Origin of the sequence: Mesorhizobium sp. B2-5-11 (assembly GCF_006440835.1) — a bacterium.
Taxonomy (GTDB): Bacteria; Pseudomonadota; Alphaproteobacteria; order Rhizobiales; family Rhizobiaceae; genus Mesorhizobium.
This window is the reverse complement of the sequence record NZ_VFUK01000004.1, coordinates 519,809-536,627: the sequence shown is the minus strand read 5'-3', so window position 1 is coordinate 536,627 and position 16,819 is coordinate 519,809. Positions and strand designations below refer to the sequence as shown.

Below are 16,819 nucleotides of genomic sequence, written 5' to 3'. Positions count from 1 at the left end.
AGCGGTGGCGCAAGCCCCGCCTGTCTCGATCCGCGCTTCTTGAAAGGTTTTTCCTGATGATCCGGATTCTATCGGTGCGGCTGTTGCAGGCCATCCTCGTGATGGTTGCCGTAACCGCCATCGCCTTCATCATGTTCCGTTTCGTCGGCGATCCGGTCGCCACGATGGTGCGCGAAGGCGCGAGCCAGGCTGAGAAGGATGCCTTGCGCGTCGCTCTCGGACTCGACAGGCCACTTTTCGTACAGTTCCTCGAATTCGTCGGGCGCGCGCTTCATGGCGACCTCGGCACCAGCTTTCGCTACCAGGAGCCTGTCGTCAGCCTGCTGTTGACCAGGCTCCCCGCAACGCTGGAACTGGTCGTGGTCGCGACCCTCCTGTCGCTGTTCATCGGCATCCCGACGGGGGTTCTCTGCGCCCTGAAGCCGAACGGCTTTCTGTCGCGGCTGATCCAGTCGCTGACCCTCGTCGGCATATCCATGCCGACATTCGTCACCGGCCTGCTGCTGATCCTGATCTTCGCCGTCAGTCTGCGCTGGCTGCCGTCCTCGGGGCGTGGCGAGCTTGTCGATCTCGGTTTCTGGAAGACAGGCTTCCTGACGGCTTCCGGCCTCAAATCGCTGATCCTGCCTTCGATCACACTGGCGCTGTTCCAGTTGACGCTGATCATGCGCCTCGTGCGCTCCGAGATGATCGACGTGCTCTCTTCGGACTATGTCCGCTTCGCCTTCGCGCGCGGTCTGCCCCGCCGCTACATCTACGGCCGTCTGGCGCTGCGCAATGCCCTGATGCCGGTCGTGACCGTCACCGGGCTGCAGATCGGGCAACTCATCGCCTTCGCCATTGTCACCGAAACCGTCTTTCAGTGGCCGGGCATGGGGCTGCTTTTCACCAACGCCGTCGGCTATCCGGACATCCCCGTCCTCGCGGCCTATCTGCTGTTCGTCGGCTTCCTGTTCGTCGTGATCAACATGGTCGTCGACATGCTCTACGCATTGATCGATCCGCGGCTGAGGACAAAATGATGGCAACGCAGGTGTCTCTGTCGCGCAGGCTTCCTCCCATCTCGGTCATGATCGCCGGCTTGATCCTGATGACCATGCTGGTGCTGGTGATCTTCGCTCCGTTGATCGCACCCATCGATCCGCGCGATGTCTCCTCGTATTCGCTGATCGACATGGAAATCCCGCCCGTGTTCATGGACGGTGGCGATCCGCGCTTCCTGCTGGGCACCGACAATCAGGGACGCGATCTGGTCTCGGTCATCCTCTTCGGCCTGCGCATATCGATGCTGATCGGCGCCGGGGCGGTATTGTTGGCCGCTGCCATAGGCGTCACGCTGGGATCGATAGCCGGCTATTTCGGCGGTATCATCGACAGCATCGTGATGCGGATCGCCGATGTTCTGGTGAGCTTTCCGACGATCCTCGTCGCGCTTCTGATCAGCGGCATAGCCCGCGCGCAATTGAGCGCCGATACGGTCTCGAGCTGGGCACCGGTCATCCTGATCTTCGCGATCGCCGTCAACGAATGGGTGCAATATGCCCGCACCGTGCGGGCCTCCAGCATGGTGGAAATTTCCCGCGACTATGTACGAGCCGCCAAGGTCATCGGTCTTCCCTCCCGCCGCATCATGATGCGGCACATCCTGCCCAACGTGATGAGCTCCGTCATGGTGATCGCCACCATCAATCTGGCGGGCGCGATCTTGACGGAGGCGACCCTCTCGTTCCTCGGCGCCGGCATGCCGGCCACCTATCCCTCGCTCGGCACGCTGATCCGCATCGGCAACGAGTTCCTGTTCTCTGGCCTGTGGTGGATCGCCGTTATGCCCGCCGTCGTGCTGGTCGTCCTGGTTCTGGCAGTCAACATAATCGGCGATTACCTGCGCGATCGCTTCAACCCCAAACTGATGGCGAACTGATGGAAAACACAACGCCACACGCACTCGATATCAGGAACCTGCGGGTCGAATATCCGCTTGCCAACGGCAGCATTCTCGCTGCCGTCGACAACATCGACCTGACGATCCGGCCCGGCGAGATACATGCACTGGTGGGAGAATCCGGTGCGGGAAAAACCACCGTCGGCAATGCGCTGATGGGCTTGTTGCAGGCTCCCGGCAGGATTGCTTCCGGCACCATCACCATAGCGGGCAAGCCGATCGACATCCGAACCGGTCGCACCAAGGGGATCATTCCAGGCCGTGACGTCGGCGCGATCTTTCAGGATCCGATGACAAGCCTGAACCCGCTTTTCACCGTGGAAAGCCAGTTGTGCGAAGGCATGCTGGCGCATCTGAAGATCGGGCGCCGCGAAGCCAGGGCCCGCGCGCTCGAATTGATGAGAGCCGTCGGCATTCCCGAGCCGGAACGCCGGCTGGGCAACTATCCGCATCAATTGTCGGGCGGCCAACGCCAGCGTGTCGTCATCGCCACCGCACTTGCCTGCGACCCAAGGCTGATCGTCGCCGACGAGCCGACGACGGCGCTCGACGTGTCGGTGCAAGCGCAAATCCTCAAGTTGATCCGCGAACTTGCCGATGATCGCCGCGTCGGCGTCCTGCTGGTTACCCACAATATGGGCGTGGTTGCGGAAATTGCCGACCGGGTCACGATCATGCAGAACGGTTGCGTGGTCGAGAGTGGATTGACACGCGATGTGCTGACGGCGCCCAAGGCGCCTTACGCGCGCACGCTGATCGCCGCCGTTCCGCCGATCGACATTCGCCTTGACCGTCTGCCGGTCCCAAGCGAGGAAACGAAGACGACACTGGAGGCGCGCGAAGCCGTGCGCTCCAAGAACACCGGCACCGCTGCGGGGAGCAACGGCGAAGCCGCGCTGACTGTACGCAATCTTTGCGTGGAATACGGCCAGCGCTCGTTCATCCCGGGCCGCAAGGCATCGGTCTTCAAGGCCGTGAAGGACGTCTCCTTCGAGGTGCGCCGCGGCGAAATCTTCGGGCTTGTCGGCGAGTCCGGTTGCGGCAAGACCACGGTCGCCAACACCATTGCCGGTCTCGTGACGCAGAGTTCGGGAACCATAGAGTTTCAGGGCACGGCATTGGCCGCCCGTCGCGACAAGACCGTGCGCCAGTCACTCCAGATGGTGTTCCAGGACCCGTATTCGGCCCTCAATCCAAGGCTGCGGATCAATTCGGCGATCGCGGAGCCAATCCTGTTCTACAAGCTTGCCTCCAGCGCGGCGGAAGCGCGGCTGGACGCCGAGACATTGCTCGAGGCGGTGGGCCTGCCGGCGCAGGCCGGCTCTCGGTTCGCCCATGCCTTTTCAGGCGGCCAGCGCCAGCGCATCGCGATTGCGAGGGCGCTCGGCCCCCGGCCATCGCTGCTGATCTGCGACGAGCCGACCTCGGCGCTCGACGTGTCGGTGCAGGCGCAAATTCTCAACCTGTTGAAGGACCTACGAGATCTTGCCGGGCTGTCGATGCTGTTCATCAGCCACGACCTCGCGGTGATACGGCAGATGTGCGACCGGGTCGCCGTGATGAAAGGCGGCGAGATCGTCGAACTCGCGGATACCGAAACATTGTTCTCCGCGCCCACTCACGAATACACGCGCGAACTCCTGCGCCTCGCGCCTTCGCTCGACCGCATCCTTTGCAGCGAAAAAAGAGAAGCGAGCCTGTGATGGCAGACATTCTGATCAGAAACGGCACCGTCATCGCTGTCGATCCCGATCGGCGGATCATTCCCGATGGCGCCGTAGCCATCGAGGGAGACCGCATCGTGGCCGTCGGCGCTTCGCAAGACGTGGCGCGGGACCATCCGGCGCGCGAGACGATCGACGCCCGCGGCATGGCCGTCATGCCAGGCTTCGTCGACAGCCACGCCCATGCCGGGCACGGGCTGATCAAGACGATGGGCGGCGGCCGCAGCGACCTCTGGTACAGGGCATGCCAAGGTGCCTATACGGTGGGTTCGACGCCGGAATTCTGGCATGCGGAGGCGCAGCTTGCCGCGCTGGAACGCCTGCGTTTCGGCGTGACGACCGGCGTGTCCTTGCTGGGCGGCGGCGATTCGGTCATGCGCACCGACGATCCGGCCTATGGCAACGCCCATATGGAAGGCGTGCTTGGCATCGGCACGCGCTCCGTGGTCGCCGTCGGCACCACGCGCCCGCCGCACCCCCTGACCTATGCACGTTGGGAAGGCGCCAGCCGTGCCGATTATCCAGTGTCGTTCGACCAGCAGCTTGCCACCTCGCAAAAGCTGGCCGACCGCTGGCACGGCACCCACGAGGATCGTCTGCATCTCGCCCTGCTGACGCCGACCATGCATCAGGAACATCTTGATGGTCCCGGGGCAGGGGACGCCATCGCGCAATCGCGCAAGGTCAGGCAGATCGCCGAACAGCGCGGCCTGATCTTCACCCAGGATGGTCATACCAAGGGCAGCGTGAAGATCGCCAGGGAGATCGGCATTCTGGGGCCGCGCACACTGCTGTCGCATGCGACCGCCCTGACTGATGAGGAAATAGCGATCTGCGCCGAAACCGGCACGAGCATCGTGCACAATCCGAGCGCCGTGGCCGCCATTCTCGCGCGCTGCCCGGTCACGGAACTTCTCGATGCCGGCGTCGTGGTGGCCATCGGCTCCGATGCGACGGCGCCGGACCGCTCCGCGGACATGTTCCGTCACATGCAGCAATGCATGCACTATCATCGCACCCATTTCCACGATCCGAGTTGGCTTCCGCCGGGCAAGACGCTGGAGATGTGCACCATCGACGGCGCGCGTGTCCTGGGCCTCGACCATCAGGTCGGATCGCTGGAGCCGGGCAAGAAGGCCGACGTCATTCTGGTCGACTTGCGGCGCCCGCATCTCTACCCGGCCAACATGCCGGAATTCCGTGTCACCTATTTTGCCAACGGCAACGACGTCCACACCGTGCTGGTCGGCGGACGCGTGCTGTTGCGCGACCGCAAGCCGGTTCATGTCGATCAGGATGCCGTGCTCGATGCTGCGCAACGGGAGACGGAACTGATGATTGAGCGGCTGGGCCTGCGCGATCTGCTCAGGACCCCGGACCGGTTCTGGCGGCACAGCCGCGACACGGATCTGATCGGATAGGCTTCAATATCGAGACAGTCCCATCAGCGATGCGGAACGGCAGCGATGCACGTTCCGTCGGACGGCGGCTATAGGAATTTTCGCATGGTACGCATCGGCATCATCAATCCCAATTCGACCGTGTCGATGACGGGATCCATCGCCGTCGCGGCGCGGCGAACCGCGCAGGCCGGCACCGAAATCATCGCCATGCAGAACGACAGCGGCCCGGCTTCCATCGAAGGCCCGATCGATGGCGCGAAGGCGGTCCCGGGTCTTCTCGACCGGATCGAACGGGCCGAGCGCAGTGACGCCGTGGAGGCCTATATCATCGCCTGCTTCGACGATACCGGGCTCGACGCCGCGCGGATGCTGACGCGCAAGCCCGTTATCGGCATAGGCGAGGCCGCCGCCCGCGTCGCCAGCATCGTGGCGAGGCGCTTCACAGTTATCACCACCTTGCCGGTTTCCGTTCCTATTATCGAGGACAATCTGGTTCGCTACGGCCTTTCGCCATTCGCCACCGTGCGGGCGAGCGGCATTCCCGTCCTGGCGCTGGAAGCGAATGGCGAGGCAGCCTTGTCGATCATCAGCGAAGAAATCCAGGAGGCGCTGCGGGTCGATCGCGCCGACGCCATCGTGCTTGGCTGCGCCGGCATGTCGGATATGGCGCGGCGACTGGCCAGCCTTCACGGTGTCCCGGTCGTCGAAGGGGTGTCGGCGGCTGTCAGGCTCGCGGAATTGCTCGTCGGCCTGGAACTTCATCCCAGGCAGGATGCTTTCGCCACCTCTCGGCGGAGCATGACGGCTTCGCTCGCCGCAGCAACCCGCTCGGCTTCCACGCACAGCGTGTCGGGGGGCTGATGCCGATGGTCAAGCGCAGACTTTTGCTGGGCGTCATCGTCGCCTGCATTCCATTGATAGCGTTGGGGCAGAACATGAATGAGACAAGGCCTCACTCGGCTGCGGCAAATGACGATGTCTCCATGATCAAGATGCTTGTTTCCGAGGGGGTCCGGATCGACGCGCGCGACGAGAATGGCCGCACGGCTCTTCTCGTCGCGACCCACGGCAACAAGGTCAGCGCTGCCAGGACTCTCATCGAGGCTGGCGCGGACGTCAACGCCAAGGACGATATCCAGGATAGTCCATATCTCTACGCCGGCGCACGCGGGCATCTCGAAATCCTGAAGATGACGCTTGCGCACGGCGCCGACCTCAAGAGCACCAATCGCTATGGCGGCACCGCGCTCATTCCGGCCGCCGAACGCGGACATGTCGAGACCGTCGGCGCGCTGATCGATGCCGGTGTCGATGTCGATCACGTCAACAAGCTCGGCTGGACCGCGTTGCTGGAGGCCATCATCCTCGGCGATGGCGGGCAGCGTCATGTCGAGATCGTGAAGCGGCTGATCGAGGCCGGCGCCAACGTCAATCTCGCCGACAAGGACGGGGCGACACCGCTGCGGCACGCGCGCAGGAACGGCTATGCGCAGATGATAACCCTGCTGGTGCAAGCGGGCGCCAGATGAACAGCGCGAAAATGTCGATGACCGCGCAACCTGTAACCGACAGGCAATGGACCCTGCTTGCCCTCGTCGTGCTAATCGGGATCAACCTGCGTCCCTTCCTGACGGCCCCGGGACCGATATTGGCTGATATCGTGGCCGACACCGGGATGGGCTATGGCAGCCTGGCCATGCTGACGCTGTTGCCGATGCTGCTGATGGGCCTCGGTGCGTTCGTTGCACCGGGCATCCAGGCGGCCGTCGGAACGCGCCGGGGCCTGCTCGCGGCGCTAACGGTGCTGACAGCGGGCTCGCTGCTCAGGCTTGTCGTGCCCGGCGGCCTGTCGTTGATCCTGACGGCGGCACTTTGCGGGGCGGGGGTGGCCTTCATCCAGGCCGCGTTTCCGGGGATCATCAAGGCAAAGTTCCCGACCAGCACACCCGCCGTGACCGGCCTCTATTCCTGCATGATCATGGGCGGTGGGGCGCTTGGCGCACGTCTGGCGCCCCTGCTCGTCAACAACGGATACGACTGGCGGGCAGCCCTTGCCTGGCTCGCGGCTCCCGCCGCCATCGCGCTGTGCGCCGCATTCCGCGTTCTGTCCGACGCCAAGGCTTCAAGACCCGATCGCGCCTTGACTGGCTTTCTGCTTCGCCGTCCACGGACCTGGGTCCTGATGGCGGCCTTCGGCCTGGTCAACTCCGGCTATTCATCTATGGTCGCCTGGCTTGCGCCCTACTACCAGGCGCAAGGATGGAGCAGTGCCGCCAGCGGCAATCTTGTGGCCGTGATGGCCATTTGCCAGGCGGCTTCGGCCCTGGTGCTGCCTGTCCTGGCGCGCCGGGGCATCGACCGCCGTCCCTGGCTCTGGCTGACCCTGCTGTTGCAGGCTGCGGGGTTTGCCGGACTTGCCGTTTTTCCCGCATTGTCGCCCGTTCTGTGGGTGGGAATATGCGGGGCCGGTCTTGGCGGAAGCTTCTCGCTTGCAATCGTCACGGCGCTCGATCATCTGCCGCGGCCGGAGCAAGCGGGCGCGCTGGCTGCGCTGATGCAGGGCGGCGGTTTTCTGATCGCCGCGCTTGGTCCATTCGCCACCGCGCTTCTGCATGGCTGGAGCGGGAGCTTCAGCAGCGGATGGATCATGCATCTCGGCTGCGTGACCGTCACAGCGTTTCTCTATCTGCACTTCAACCCAAAACGGTACGCCGACGTCATGAGGGGCTCGGAACAAGAGCAGTGCGAAATGGTAGTTTAACGAAGCGGAATGCAAGTTCTGAACTCAATGACGACGTACGTCTCCGCGGGGTGAGCAGCAGGCGCTTGCGCCGCATCTCGGCCGTGGAGATCGGCTCTGCCGGATCATCGGGGCCGGGCTGGCGCAGACGACGATATACCTCCTGCAGCTCATCGTCGCCGGCTATGCGCTGTCCAAGCGCCCGCCGGTCGCGCGCTCTGTACTTCCCCGACAGTTCTCCATCCGCCAAATCGCAATTGGGGTTGCAGGCGCCCAGACAACAGCCGGGCCGATAAAGTCACACGCCATCGTTGCGAAACTACACAAACATCATCACGATGATCGCTCCGATAACTATCAGGACAAGCCCACCGATAAGCATCGGCAGCAGAGTGTTGTCCGGGTCGATATCAGAATCAATGTCCTTTGTGACCTGTTGATCATTCTTCTTTGGTTCAGCCATGGCCCATCTCACATCCGAGCAAAAACAGCGCGCGTCGAAGCCGCGCAACATTATACGGTCTTGCGTGTCGCCCCGGTGCGAACGGGTGGTATCTGACCGCCGAGGAAGTCTTCGGGCATCAGTGTGATGTCGGCGAGCGTGTAGCGGTCAAGGACGTTCAGGAAGGAGGCTGTCGCTTCGTGAAACATGCCTGAAAGCTTGCAGGAGGCGGTTAGCACACATCGGTTTCCGGTCGCGAAACATTCGACCAGCGCGAAATCCGGCTCGGTTAACCGCACGACATCGCCAATCCGGATCATCTCAGGCCGGCGCCCGAGAATGAGACCACCGGAACGGCCGCGGATTGCCTTCATATAGCCGCCACGGGTCAGGGTGTTGGCGACCTTGTTCAGATGCGTCTTCGACACGTTGAAGGTGCGGGCAACCTCCTCGATCGTTATAAGCCGGCTACCGGCGGCGGCAGTGTACATCAGCATCCGCAATGCATAATCCGAAAAGCTGGTCAGCCGCATGAATCACGGCTTCCTGTTGATCGCTGTGCATTGTAGGAACCACTCACAAACCGGTCGTGCATCACAAGTCTCTCTCGACGATAGGTTCGATGCCGATCGTGGTCTCGCCGCGGTTGAAGGCGATCGCGAGACGGAAACTGTGAGCAATTCGCAGCGCGCGATCCATAAAAAGCGTCGCCACCTCGGCCGGGCAAATGCGACGCACCGTTGTCCGAAACAATATTAGCCAGCGACGGAAATGCGCCGCGCCGAGGCCAGCTATGACCAGGTGCGGCGGCAGTGGCCTGCCGTCGTATCGGGATGTCCGAAGTAGAGTAGCGGACCAGAAGTCACACATCTTCGCCAGATGCTGCGGCCATTTATCTGGCTCGATCCGATCGTGGAAAATGGGACCGAGAAGGTCATCACGGCGAATTTCGTCATAAAACCCGTGGACTACACCGCGGATCATTGCCTCGTCGAGTATGTTGGGCAATGGCACGCCGTCGACCACGATTGTTCTCTTGCTTCGACCGTTCGCGGTCATTCCGAAGCTCCTGTTTTCTCCGATGCAAGCTGGCTGAAGCCTTGGTTCGCTCTTCGATGTGATCCTCTATATAAGATATATTATCAATCTATCTTATTGCGTGGCAAGACGCCGTGATGCCGCACCAGAAATGGGTCTGTCCGACCAAGCGGCGAATGACGAGCCCTTAATCCTAGGCATTTCCGAACTGCCTGGACATCACCCCAGGCCCGAGGCCGGAAGTATCTAAATTGGCGGGGAATTCCCGATGTGGCTCAGTTTCGAGAGTCGCCAACGCCTCATCAGATGACCGTGCCAGCCGGAGTCGCTCCCGAACCTGAAGTGCGATCTACGACAACGGCAAATCCTTCACGACGGAAATCCTGGCGTCCTCAATTCGCACTCCACTCCATGTCAAACAGGCGGCGATCGCAGGCGCGGATGTCGCGACCGTACCACCAGCGATACTCAGAAACCTCGCCAGACATCCACTCACCGACAAGGGCCTCAAGTCGTTTCTTGCCGACTGGGGAAAGACTGGGCAGGCGATCTTGTAGTTGTGCGCAGTGGAATCGCGGAGGGAAAGCCATCATGAAAACTGCACTCAACTATCGATTAAATTCGTTTGCATGATGTCCGCGAGAGCGGGAGACTGCGGTCTGAGCCACTCAGCCCAGTACATGACGCAGTCGGAATGTCGGCGCGGATAATGCTGAGAATCTGAAGGCGCACTAGCCAGGCAGAAGGTACCCCGAAGCAGTGTGCCGCCTCGCCGCACGAGCGGTTTTGACACGGATCGCCAAGGACGAGAATATGGCTGAAGCTGATACCAAATCAAACGGACCGGATCTGGTCCAGGGGATCGCGCTGTCCGACCTTCCCGATGGCGGAAAGCTTGTCGGCCATTGCGGCGACGAGCAGGTGTTGCTGGTGCGCCGCGGGGCCGAGATCTTCGCCATCGGCGCGACATGCACACATTACGGCGGGCCGCTCGGTGACGGTCTTGTGGTGTCGGATTCCATTCGATGTCCGTGGCACCACGCTTGCTTCGATCTGCGCACAGGCGAGGCCTTGCGAGCGCCTGCCTTCAATCCACTCGCTTGCTGGTCGGTGGAACAGCGCGATGGGCGGATATTCGTGGGCGAGAAACTCAAACGGACGGCGCCGAAGCCGCGCGGCGGAAGCGCGGGCGGGGTCCCCGAGAAAGTCGTCATTGTCGGCGGCGGCGCGGCCGGTTTCGCGGCGGCCGAAATGCTGCGGCGAGAGCAGTACCAGGGCAGCATCGTCATGATCAGCGACGACCATGCGCCGCCCGTCGACCGGCCGAATCTCTCCAAGGACTACCTCGCAGGGAAGGCTCCGGAGGATTGGATTCCGCTGCGCGGCCAGAAATTCTATTCAAAAAACAACATCGACCTGCGTCTCGATACGAAGGCCGTCGATATCGACCTGCGTTCTCGCGAGGTCATTCTGGCTGACGGAAGCAGGATTCCTTACGATAGACTGCTACTTGCCACGGGGGCCGAACCGGTGCGCCTCTCCATCCCCGGCGCGGATCAGCCACATGTTCACACGCTGCGCTCGCTTGCAGATTGCAAGGTGATCATCGAGCGAGCCACGACTGCGCGCCGCGCCATCGTGCTTGGCGCCAGTTTCATTGGCTTGGAAGTTGCCGCAGCGCTGCGCGCGCGCAATATCGAAGTTCATGTCGTGGCGCCGGATAAACGACCCATGGAACGGGCCCTCGGTCCGCAAATGGGTGACTTCATCCGCGCACTCCATGAGGAGCATGGAGTCGTGTTCCATATCGAGGACACCGCGAGCAGCATCGACGGCAACAAAGTGAAACTAAGCAGTGGCAACATGTTGACGGCGGATTTCGTCGTCGCCGGCGTCGGCGTGCGTCCGCGGACCGGGCTTGCCGAAAGGGCGGGGCTCACTCTTGACCGCGGCGTCGCCGTAAATGCCTTTCTGGAGACGAGCGCACCGGACATATTCGCGGCCGGCGACATTGCGCGGTGGCCGGATCCTCACACTGGCGAGAACATTCGGGTCGAGCACTGGGTGGTTGCAGAGAGGCAGGGGCAAACCGCGGCCCTGAACATCCTCGGCCATCGCGAGAAATTCGCGGCCGTGCCGTTCTTCTGGAGCCAGCACTACGACGTTCCCATCAACTATGTCGGCCATGCCGGGCAATGGGACGAGATTGCTGTCGATGGAGACATCGGTGCCAGGGACTGCCTGCTGCGCTTCAAGCGCGAAGGGCGCACGCTGGCTGTCGCTTCGATCTTCCGTGACATCGAAAGTCTAGGGGCGGAGATGGAAATGGAGCGCCAAATGGCAAGGTAGCAAGCGCTCTTGGGCACCGCGATCCGTAGAGAGCGCAACCCGTATGGCGCAGCGGTGCGTCGCTGTGACTGAAAGGAGTTCGACTTATGTCCACAGTGCAACAGGAACCGAGCACCACCAACGGATTGGACGCGGTTCATTCAAAGATCGTCAAGTTCGCTACCGGTGTGGCCAGGGAAGCGTCCGATGAGGCGCCGACCTCGGTCGAAATCTTTTCGGACAGGGGCCGCTGGTACTGCAGGGTCCGTCGCGGCGATGAAAAGACTCGGCCAATGGGTCCCTATTCCAAACAACAGGCTGAGCGGATCCAAGAGGCTCGGAGACTGTTGATTGCCAAAAGAGGCACCGCTCGGATCATGTTCGAGTAGGGAGGACATTCACAATCACGTCGGCCGGCGTACTTCTCACCACAACCATCGTTCATCATCGACTTTTTTGAAACTGTGCAGGTAGACCTCCGGCTTTGAGGGTTGTCGCGTTGTGAAGCCGCGTTGCGCGGCAGGGTGTCTGTTGACGTTTTCCCCTTGGCCAAGCCGGCATCGTCGCAGCGTCGCCAGAGGGCGCCTCTTCTGGCAATTTTCATCGTTCCACCCACCTGGTAGCCTGATCCTCCAGGCAGGACGGCCTGTCTTCGTCGCCTCGACCAACCAGGAAATTTCCGCAACAAGGTTCTTGTCGGATGGAAGGATACGCGTGAAGCCAAGCGTGCGATTACCGATGCCGTGCCCCTTTTTCAAATGGCTCAGGAGGTTGGTATAATCACGATCGAGGATGCCGCGACCGATGAAACCTGGAATAGCCTGAACGATGCGTCGCCTTCCATTCGAGCCACGGCGTAAGGGCGAAGGCTGACGTGTCTCCGGAAAGATCTGATGGTGGATCAATCGCTGATATGGCCGACGCGATGCATGCGGATCTGACCATATCCGGCGCCTGAGGCTACAGCAGGTTCAGGGAGTGGATCTTTGGCGGTGCTACCCGCTCGCGGCTTGAGAATGATCGACTGAACCGGTCATGCCGATTTGATCGTGATACACAAATCGTGGATGCACATTGTCAAAAGCTGAAATTCCGCGCGGCTCGAGCGCTCCGGGTTGACCTGACAAGGCTGTCAGGCAGGCATCGGATGAGCATGCACTCGTTACTCGCCTTCCGTGGCGATCAACATCCAATTGCGCTTTGTTGACGGGGTGTCACAGGCGAACGTCCACGTATCGATCACCTCAACGATCTGCTGGGGATCGCCGGCGACGATCGCATCGTTGGCCGAGCGTGTAACGCTGACCACGTCGGAAACGAAGCGAACGGCAATCTCAGCGGTGCCGTTCTCCGCAAGAGCGTCGACGACCTTTGCTTCCTTCGTGCCAATGAAGGTGAGTTGCAGCATCTCCCCCCGATCCCGGCGGCCGGCAATCGCTCGTCCGAAGATATCGAGCACTTCCGGCCCGACGAGACGCTTCAACGTTGGGATGTCGCTGTCCGCATACGCGCGCAGGATAGCTTCATAAGCCATATTGGCACCGGTCAGAAACGCGGCAAGGTCGAAAGTTGGGTCGATCTCTCGGATCGCATCCAAGCGTGTGTCCGTATAGGATATATCGTCGATACTGCCGGTTCGCTGCTCTGTCGGCGCATCGTCCTGCTTGGCCTTGTCGTTGCCCGAGCGCGGCAGAGTTTGGCCCCAACTGCCCAGCAATGCCCAATAAAACGCTATGATCGCCACGAGCAGGATCTGGTTGTTTGGATCTGTGGTTTCGTTCATGACGTTCTCCCGACAGAATGTCGAAGCAGGCGCCGGTTCGGAACCGGAGCTGAATTTCAGGCAACGCGCGGCAGCTTCTCCCATTGATGGAAGGGCGGCGGCGATGGCAGCTGCCATTCCAGCGTCGTCGCCCCTTCGCCCCAAGGATTGGCGCTTGCCTGGCGTCTTCGGCTGAAGGCCTCGGCAACCGCGATGAAGAAGACGGCAAGCCCGGCCGTTGAGATGTAGGAACCGATCGACGAGACGAAATTCCAGCCGGCAAAAGCATCGGGATAGTCGGCGTAACGTCGCGGCATGCCGGCCATGCCCAGAAAATGCTGCGGGAAAAAGACGAGGTTGACGCCGATGAACATCAGCCAGAAATGCAGCTTGCCGAGCGTTTCGCTGTACATATAGCCGGTCATCTTCGGGAACCAGTAGTAGAAGCCGGCAAAGATCGCGAAGACCGCCCCCAAAGACAGCACATAGTGGAAGTGAGCGATCACGAAATAAGTGTCGTGGTACACGCGGTCGATACCGGGGTTCGCAACCATGATGCCAGTGACGCCACCAATGGTGAACAGCAGGACGAAACCGAGAGCCCACATCATGGGTGTCTTGAACTCTATCGATCCTCCCCACATGGTCGCCAACCACGAAAACACCTTCACGCCGGTTGGAACGGCGATGACCATCGATGCGAAGGCGAAGTAGCGCTGCGTGTCGACCGACAGGCCGGTCGTATACATATGATGCGCCCAGACGACAAAGCCGATCGCGCCGATTGCCACCATTGCATAGGCCATGCCGAGATAGCCGAAGATCGGCTTCTTGGCGAAGGTCGAGATGACGTGGCTGATGATGCCGAAGCCAGGCAGGATCATGATGTAGACTTCGGGATGGCCGAAGAACCAGAACAGATGCTGGTAGAGGATCGGATCGCCGCCGCCCGACGGCGAAAAGAAGGTCGTTCCGAAATTGCGATCGGTCAACAGCATGGTGACCGCGCCGGCGAGCACCGGCAGCGACATGAGAAGCATGAAGGCGGTGACCAGCATCGACCAGGCGAACAGAGGCATCTTGTGCATGGTCATGCCGGGTGCGCGCATGTTGAAGATGGTCGTGATGAAGTTGATCGCGCCGAGGATCGAGGAGGCCCCCGAAAGGTGGATGGACAGAATAACGAGGTCGACGGCGGGACCTGGCTGGCCCTCCGTCGAATAAGGCGGATAGAGCGTCCAGCCGCCGCCATGGCCGAGCGTACCGGGCGCTCCCGGAACGAACATCGAGGTGATGAAGAGGATGAATGACACCACCAGCAGCCACAACGAGATGTTGTTCAAGCGGGGGAAAGCCATGTCGGGTGCGCCAATCATGATCGGCACCATCCAGTTGCCGAAGCCACCAATCAGCGCCGGCATGAGCACGAAAAAGATCATGACCAGCCCATGGGCACTGACGACGACATTGTAGACGCCCGGATCGCCAAATATCTGCAAACCCGGTTCCTGCAACTCCATGCGGATCAACACGGAAAGCGCCGTACCGAAGACGCCTGCCATGATCGAGAACAGCAGGTAAAGCGTCCCGATATCCTTGTGGTTGGTCGAGAACAGCCATCGGACGAGAAACCGGGGCTTGTGATCATCCAAGGTCGAGGCTGGATTGGACATGATGTGCTTCCTGCTCTCCACTGCCGGCAGGCAGACGGGCTCAACGATGGACGATCCCTGCGATCCGCCATCACACGAGGCCAGCTCTTGCCCGCGTTTATTCATTCATCCGTGACGACCACATCCATCGGAATGTCCTGCGGCTGCGGATAGATGGTTCGGATCCTGCTACGGGCGTAACCGACACCGACGACGAGAGGCCGCCTGGGCGCCGCGGCCAGGGTCCGGTCGAAGAAGCCGCCGCCATAACCCAGGCGATAGTTAGCCTCGTCGAAACCGACAACGGGCGCGATGACCACATCCGGTTGGACCGATGGCCCGTGTGGCGGGACAAGAATATTCCAGATGCCGCGTTCCAGCGGATCTCCGGGTCGCCAGACGCGAAACTCCAGCGGCCAACCTTTTTTTATGACGACCGGCAACGCGATCCGACCGCCGCGCTCGATCACCTTTATCGCCCAGTTGCGGAGGTCGGGCTCACCGCGGAACGGCCAATAGCCGCTGACGATCCGCCCGCTCACCCGACCGACGGCCAGGTCGAGAACGGAAGCGATGCGTAAAGACCTCGCATTGCGTTCCTCGGCGTCGATCGCGAGACGCTCATCGATTAGACGCTTGCGTTCCGCCTTGCGCCATCGACAGACCTCGGGCCATGCGTCCTGAACGGCCGGCTCAGTGCCGTACCCCGGGACAAGCTGATGCATAAAGCATGGCGGAGAGGCGTATTCTCTCGTCTCCGGGTAAACATCCTCCTGATCAGACATCGCATGCTCCATATCCGTTGCAGCGGAGCCCCGCCTTCGTGGACGTTGCGCTGCGTAAAACAGGAAGGCAAACGGAATTAAATGCTGTATTGATGCAAGATTATTGCACTAATGCCGGAACCAGCATGGACATCGACCGCGCGCGCACGTTTTTGGAAATCGTCCATTCCGGCAGCTTTCTGAGAGCTGCCGACCGACTCCACGTCACCCAGACCACTGTCAGCGCGCGAATACGCACGCTGGAGGAAGAGCTCGGACGTCAGCTCTTTGTCCGCAATCGCAATGGTGCGCAGTTGACGCAGGCGGGCCGGGAGTTCGAGCGGTTCGCGCAGTCATTCGTGCAAATCTGGGAACGAGCACGCCACCAGCTCGCCATCCCATCGGGACGGACAAGCGTCGTTGCCCTGGGCGGGGAGCTCAGCCTGTGGAACCCGCTGCTGCTCGATTGGCTGGTCTGGATGAAGAAGGCCAGGCCGGAAATCGCCATCCAAGCCCAGGTCGGCGTGCCGGACCAGCTCCTCGAGCAGCTCAGGACTGGCGTTCTCGACATCGCGGTGCTCTATGCGCCGAAGCTGCTGCCAGGCTTCAGGGTGGAGCTCCTCGTGGAGGAGCAGCTCGTCCTGGTTCGGAGCACGGACGGGGACTCAGAGTTGGACGCCTCAAGGGACTATGTCTATGTCGATTGGGGGCCGCTGTTTGCGGCCCAACATGGCGCCAGTTCCTCTGCCTTCGGCGAGCCGGGATTAATGGTCGGCCTTGGTCCGCTTGGGCTGAGCTACATTCTGCGCGCCGGCGGAATGGGCTATTTCCGTAGGGGCGCGGCAGCGCCCCATATCGAGGCCGGGCAGCTGGAGGTCGTGGAGGGCGCGCCGGAATTCACCTATCCGGCCTATGCAGTCTATCCGGATGCAAGCGCGTCGCGAACCGACGTACAGGAGGCGCTACGTGGATTGAAGCAGGTGGTGAAATGACCGTGTTCTGTCAGTTCCAAATCACTGATCAT

15 protein-coding genes and 1 pseudogene are annotated in these 16,819 nt (G+C 61.4%); 10 read left to right on the top strand and 6 right to left on the bottom strand.

Features of this window, described 5'->3' with window-relative positions; all coding sequences use genetic code 11:
- The first annotated feature begins 56 nt into the window (after positions 1 to 56).
- Genes FJ490_RS16485 through FJ490_RS16455 form a run of 7 tightly spaced genes read left to right on the top strand, consistent with a single transcriptional unit; the run spans position 57 to position 7,830 of the window.
- Positions 57 to 1,022, top strand: a complete 966-nt coding sequence (locus FJ490_RS16485; protein ID WP_140500709.1) for an ABC transporter permease — start codon at positions 57 to 59, stop codon at positions 1,020 to 1,022.
- The gene (locus tag FJ490_RS16480) at positions 1,022 to 1,921 is read left to right on the top strand and encodes an ABC transporter permease (protein WP_140567952.1); all 900 of its coding nucleotides are present in this window, start codon (positions 1,022 to 1,024) and stop codon (positions 1,919 to 1,921) included. Before FJ490_RS16485 ends, FJ490_RS16480 begins: the two co-directional genes overlap by 1 nt.
- Positions 1,921 to 3,645: an ABC transporter ATP-binding protein gene (locus tag FJ490_RS16475; RefSeq protein WP_140567955.1), complete on the top strand. Its 1,725-nt coding sequence runs from the start codon at positions 1,921 to 1,923 to the stop codon at positions 3,643 to 3,645. Before FJ490_RS16480 ends, FJ490_RS16475 begins: the two co-directional genes overlap by 1 nt.
- Entirely contained in the window at positions 3,645 to 5,087 is a 1,443-nt protein-coding gene (locus tag FJ490_RS16470) for an amidohydrolase family protein (protein WP_140567958.1), read from the top strand. Before FJ490_RS16475 ends, FJ490_RS16470 begins: the two co-directional genes overlap by 1 nt.
- Before the next feature lie 45 nt (positions 5,088 to 5,132).
- On the top strand, positions 5,133 to 5,930 hold the full coding sequence (locus FJ490_RS16465; protein ID WP_246672845.1) for an aspartate/glutamate racemase family protein: 798 nt from the start codon (positions 5,133 to 5,135) through the stop codon (positions 5,928 to 5,930).
- Between the two features lie 5 nt (positions 5,931 to 5,935).
- The gene (locus FJ490_RS16460) at positions 5,936 to 6,598 is read left to right on the top strand and encodes an ankyrin repeat domain-containing protein (RefSeq protein WP_140567963.1); all 663 of its coding nucleotides are present in this window, start codon (positions 5,936 to 5,938) and stop codon (positions 6,596 to 6,598) included.
- Complete coding sequence (locus FJ490_RS16455) at positions 6,595 to 7,830, top strand: cyanate transporter (protein ID WP_246672848.1); 1,236 nt, start codon at positions 6,595 to 6,597, stop codon at positions 7,828 to 7,830. Before FJ490_RS16460 ends, FJ490_RS16455 begins: the two co-directional genes overlap by 4 nt.
- Positions 7,831 to 8,128: 298 nt before the next feature.
- Here the strand turns inward: FJ490_RS16455 and FJ490_RS32705 are convergent, their stop codons facing one another.
- The 3 genes from FJ490_RS32705 to FJ490_RS16445 all read right to left on the bottom strand — a co-directional run bounded on the left by FJ490_RS32705 (position 8,129) and on the right by FJ490_RS16445 (position 9,310).
- Complete coding sequence (locus tag FJ490_RS32705; RefSeq protein WP_181165452.1) at positions 8,129 to 8,272, bottom strand: hypothetical protein; 144 nt, start codon at positions 8,270 to 8,272, stop codon at positions 8,129 to 8,131.
- Between the two features lie 50 nt (positions 8,273 to 8,322).
- The gene (locus FJ490_RS16450; protein ID WP_140633793.1) at positions 8,323 to 8,784 is read right to left on the bottom strand and encodes an Rrf2 family transcriptional regulator; all 462 of its coding nucleotides are present in this window, start codon (positions 8,782 to 8,784) and stop codon (positions 8,323 to 8,325) included.
- A 61-nt stretch (positions 8,785 to 8,845) separates the two neighbouring features.
- Complete coding sequence (locus tag FJ490_RS16445; protein WP_140500702.1) at positions 8,846 to 9,310, bottom strand: group III truncated hemoglobin; 465 nt, start codon at positions 9,308 to 9,310, stop codon at positions 8,846 to 8,848.
- A 326-nt stretch (positions 9,311 to 9,636) separates the two neighbouring features.
- On the opposite strand from FJ490_RS16445, the pseudogene FJ490_RS16440 reads away from it, so the two are divergent.
- Together FJ490_RS16440 and FJ490_RS16435 are read left to right on the top strand one after the other, a co-directional pair.
- Positions 9,637 to 9,846 (top strand): annotated as a pseudogene (locus FJ490_RS16440) (transaldolase family protein); the annotation flags it as partial.
- Positions 9,847 to 10,102: 256 nt separating this feature from the next.
- A complete protein-coding gene (locus FJ490_RS16435; RefSeq protein ID WP_140729578.1) occupies positions 10,103 to 11,638 on the top strand; it encodes an FAD-dependent oxidoreductase in 1,536 nt (511 codons plus the stop codon).
- A gap of 1,141 nt (positions 11,639 to 12,779) precedes the next feature.
- Here the strand turns inward: FJ490_RS16435 and FJ490_RS16430 are convergent.
- From FJ490_RS16430 to FJ490_RS16420, 3 genes are all read right to left on the bottom strand, one after another.
- Positions 12,780 to 13,400, bottom strand: coding sequence for a Tim44/TimA family putative adaptor protein (locus FJ490_RS16430; RefSeq protein WP_181165451.1), 621 nt, complete (start codon positions 13,398 to 13,400; stop codon positions 12,780 to 12,782).
- A 56-nt stretch (positions 13,401 to 13,456) separates the two neighbouring features.
- Positions 13,457 to 15,052 (bottom strand): cytochrome c oxidase subunit I, encoded by a 1,596-nt coding sequence (ctaD, locus tag FJ490_RS16425; protein ID WP_140729576.1) that lies wholly within the window; start codon positions 15,050 to 15,052, stop codon positions 13,457 to 13,459.
- 101 nt (positions 15,053 to 15,153) lie between these two features.
- Complete coding sequence (locus FJ490_RS16420) at positions 15,154 to 15,816, bottom strand: 5-formyltetrahydrofolate cyclo-ligase (protein ID WP_140729575.1); 663 nt, start codon at positions 15,814 to 15,816, stop codon at positions 15,154 to 15,156.
- A gap of 38 nt (positions 15,817 to 15,854) precedes the next feature.
- Here FJ490_RS16420 and FJ490_RS16415 point away from each other — a divergent pair, with 38 nt between their 5' ends.
- Positions 15,855 to 16,787 carry a LysR family transcriptional regulator gene (locus FJ490_RS16415; protein WP_246676474.1) on the top strand — a complete coding sequence of 311 codons (933 nt, stop codon included), beginning with the start codon at positions 15,855 to 15,857 and terminating at the stop codon, positions 16,785 to 16,787.
- Positions 16,788 to 16,819 lie beyond the last annotated feature (32 nt).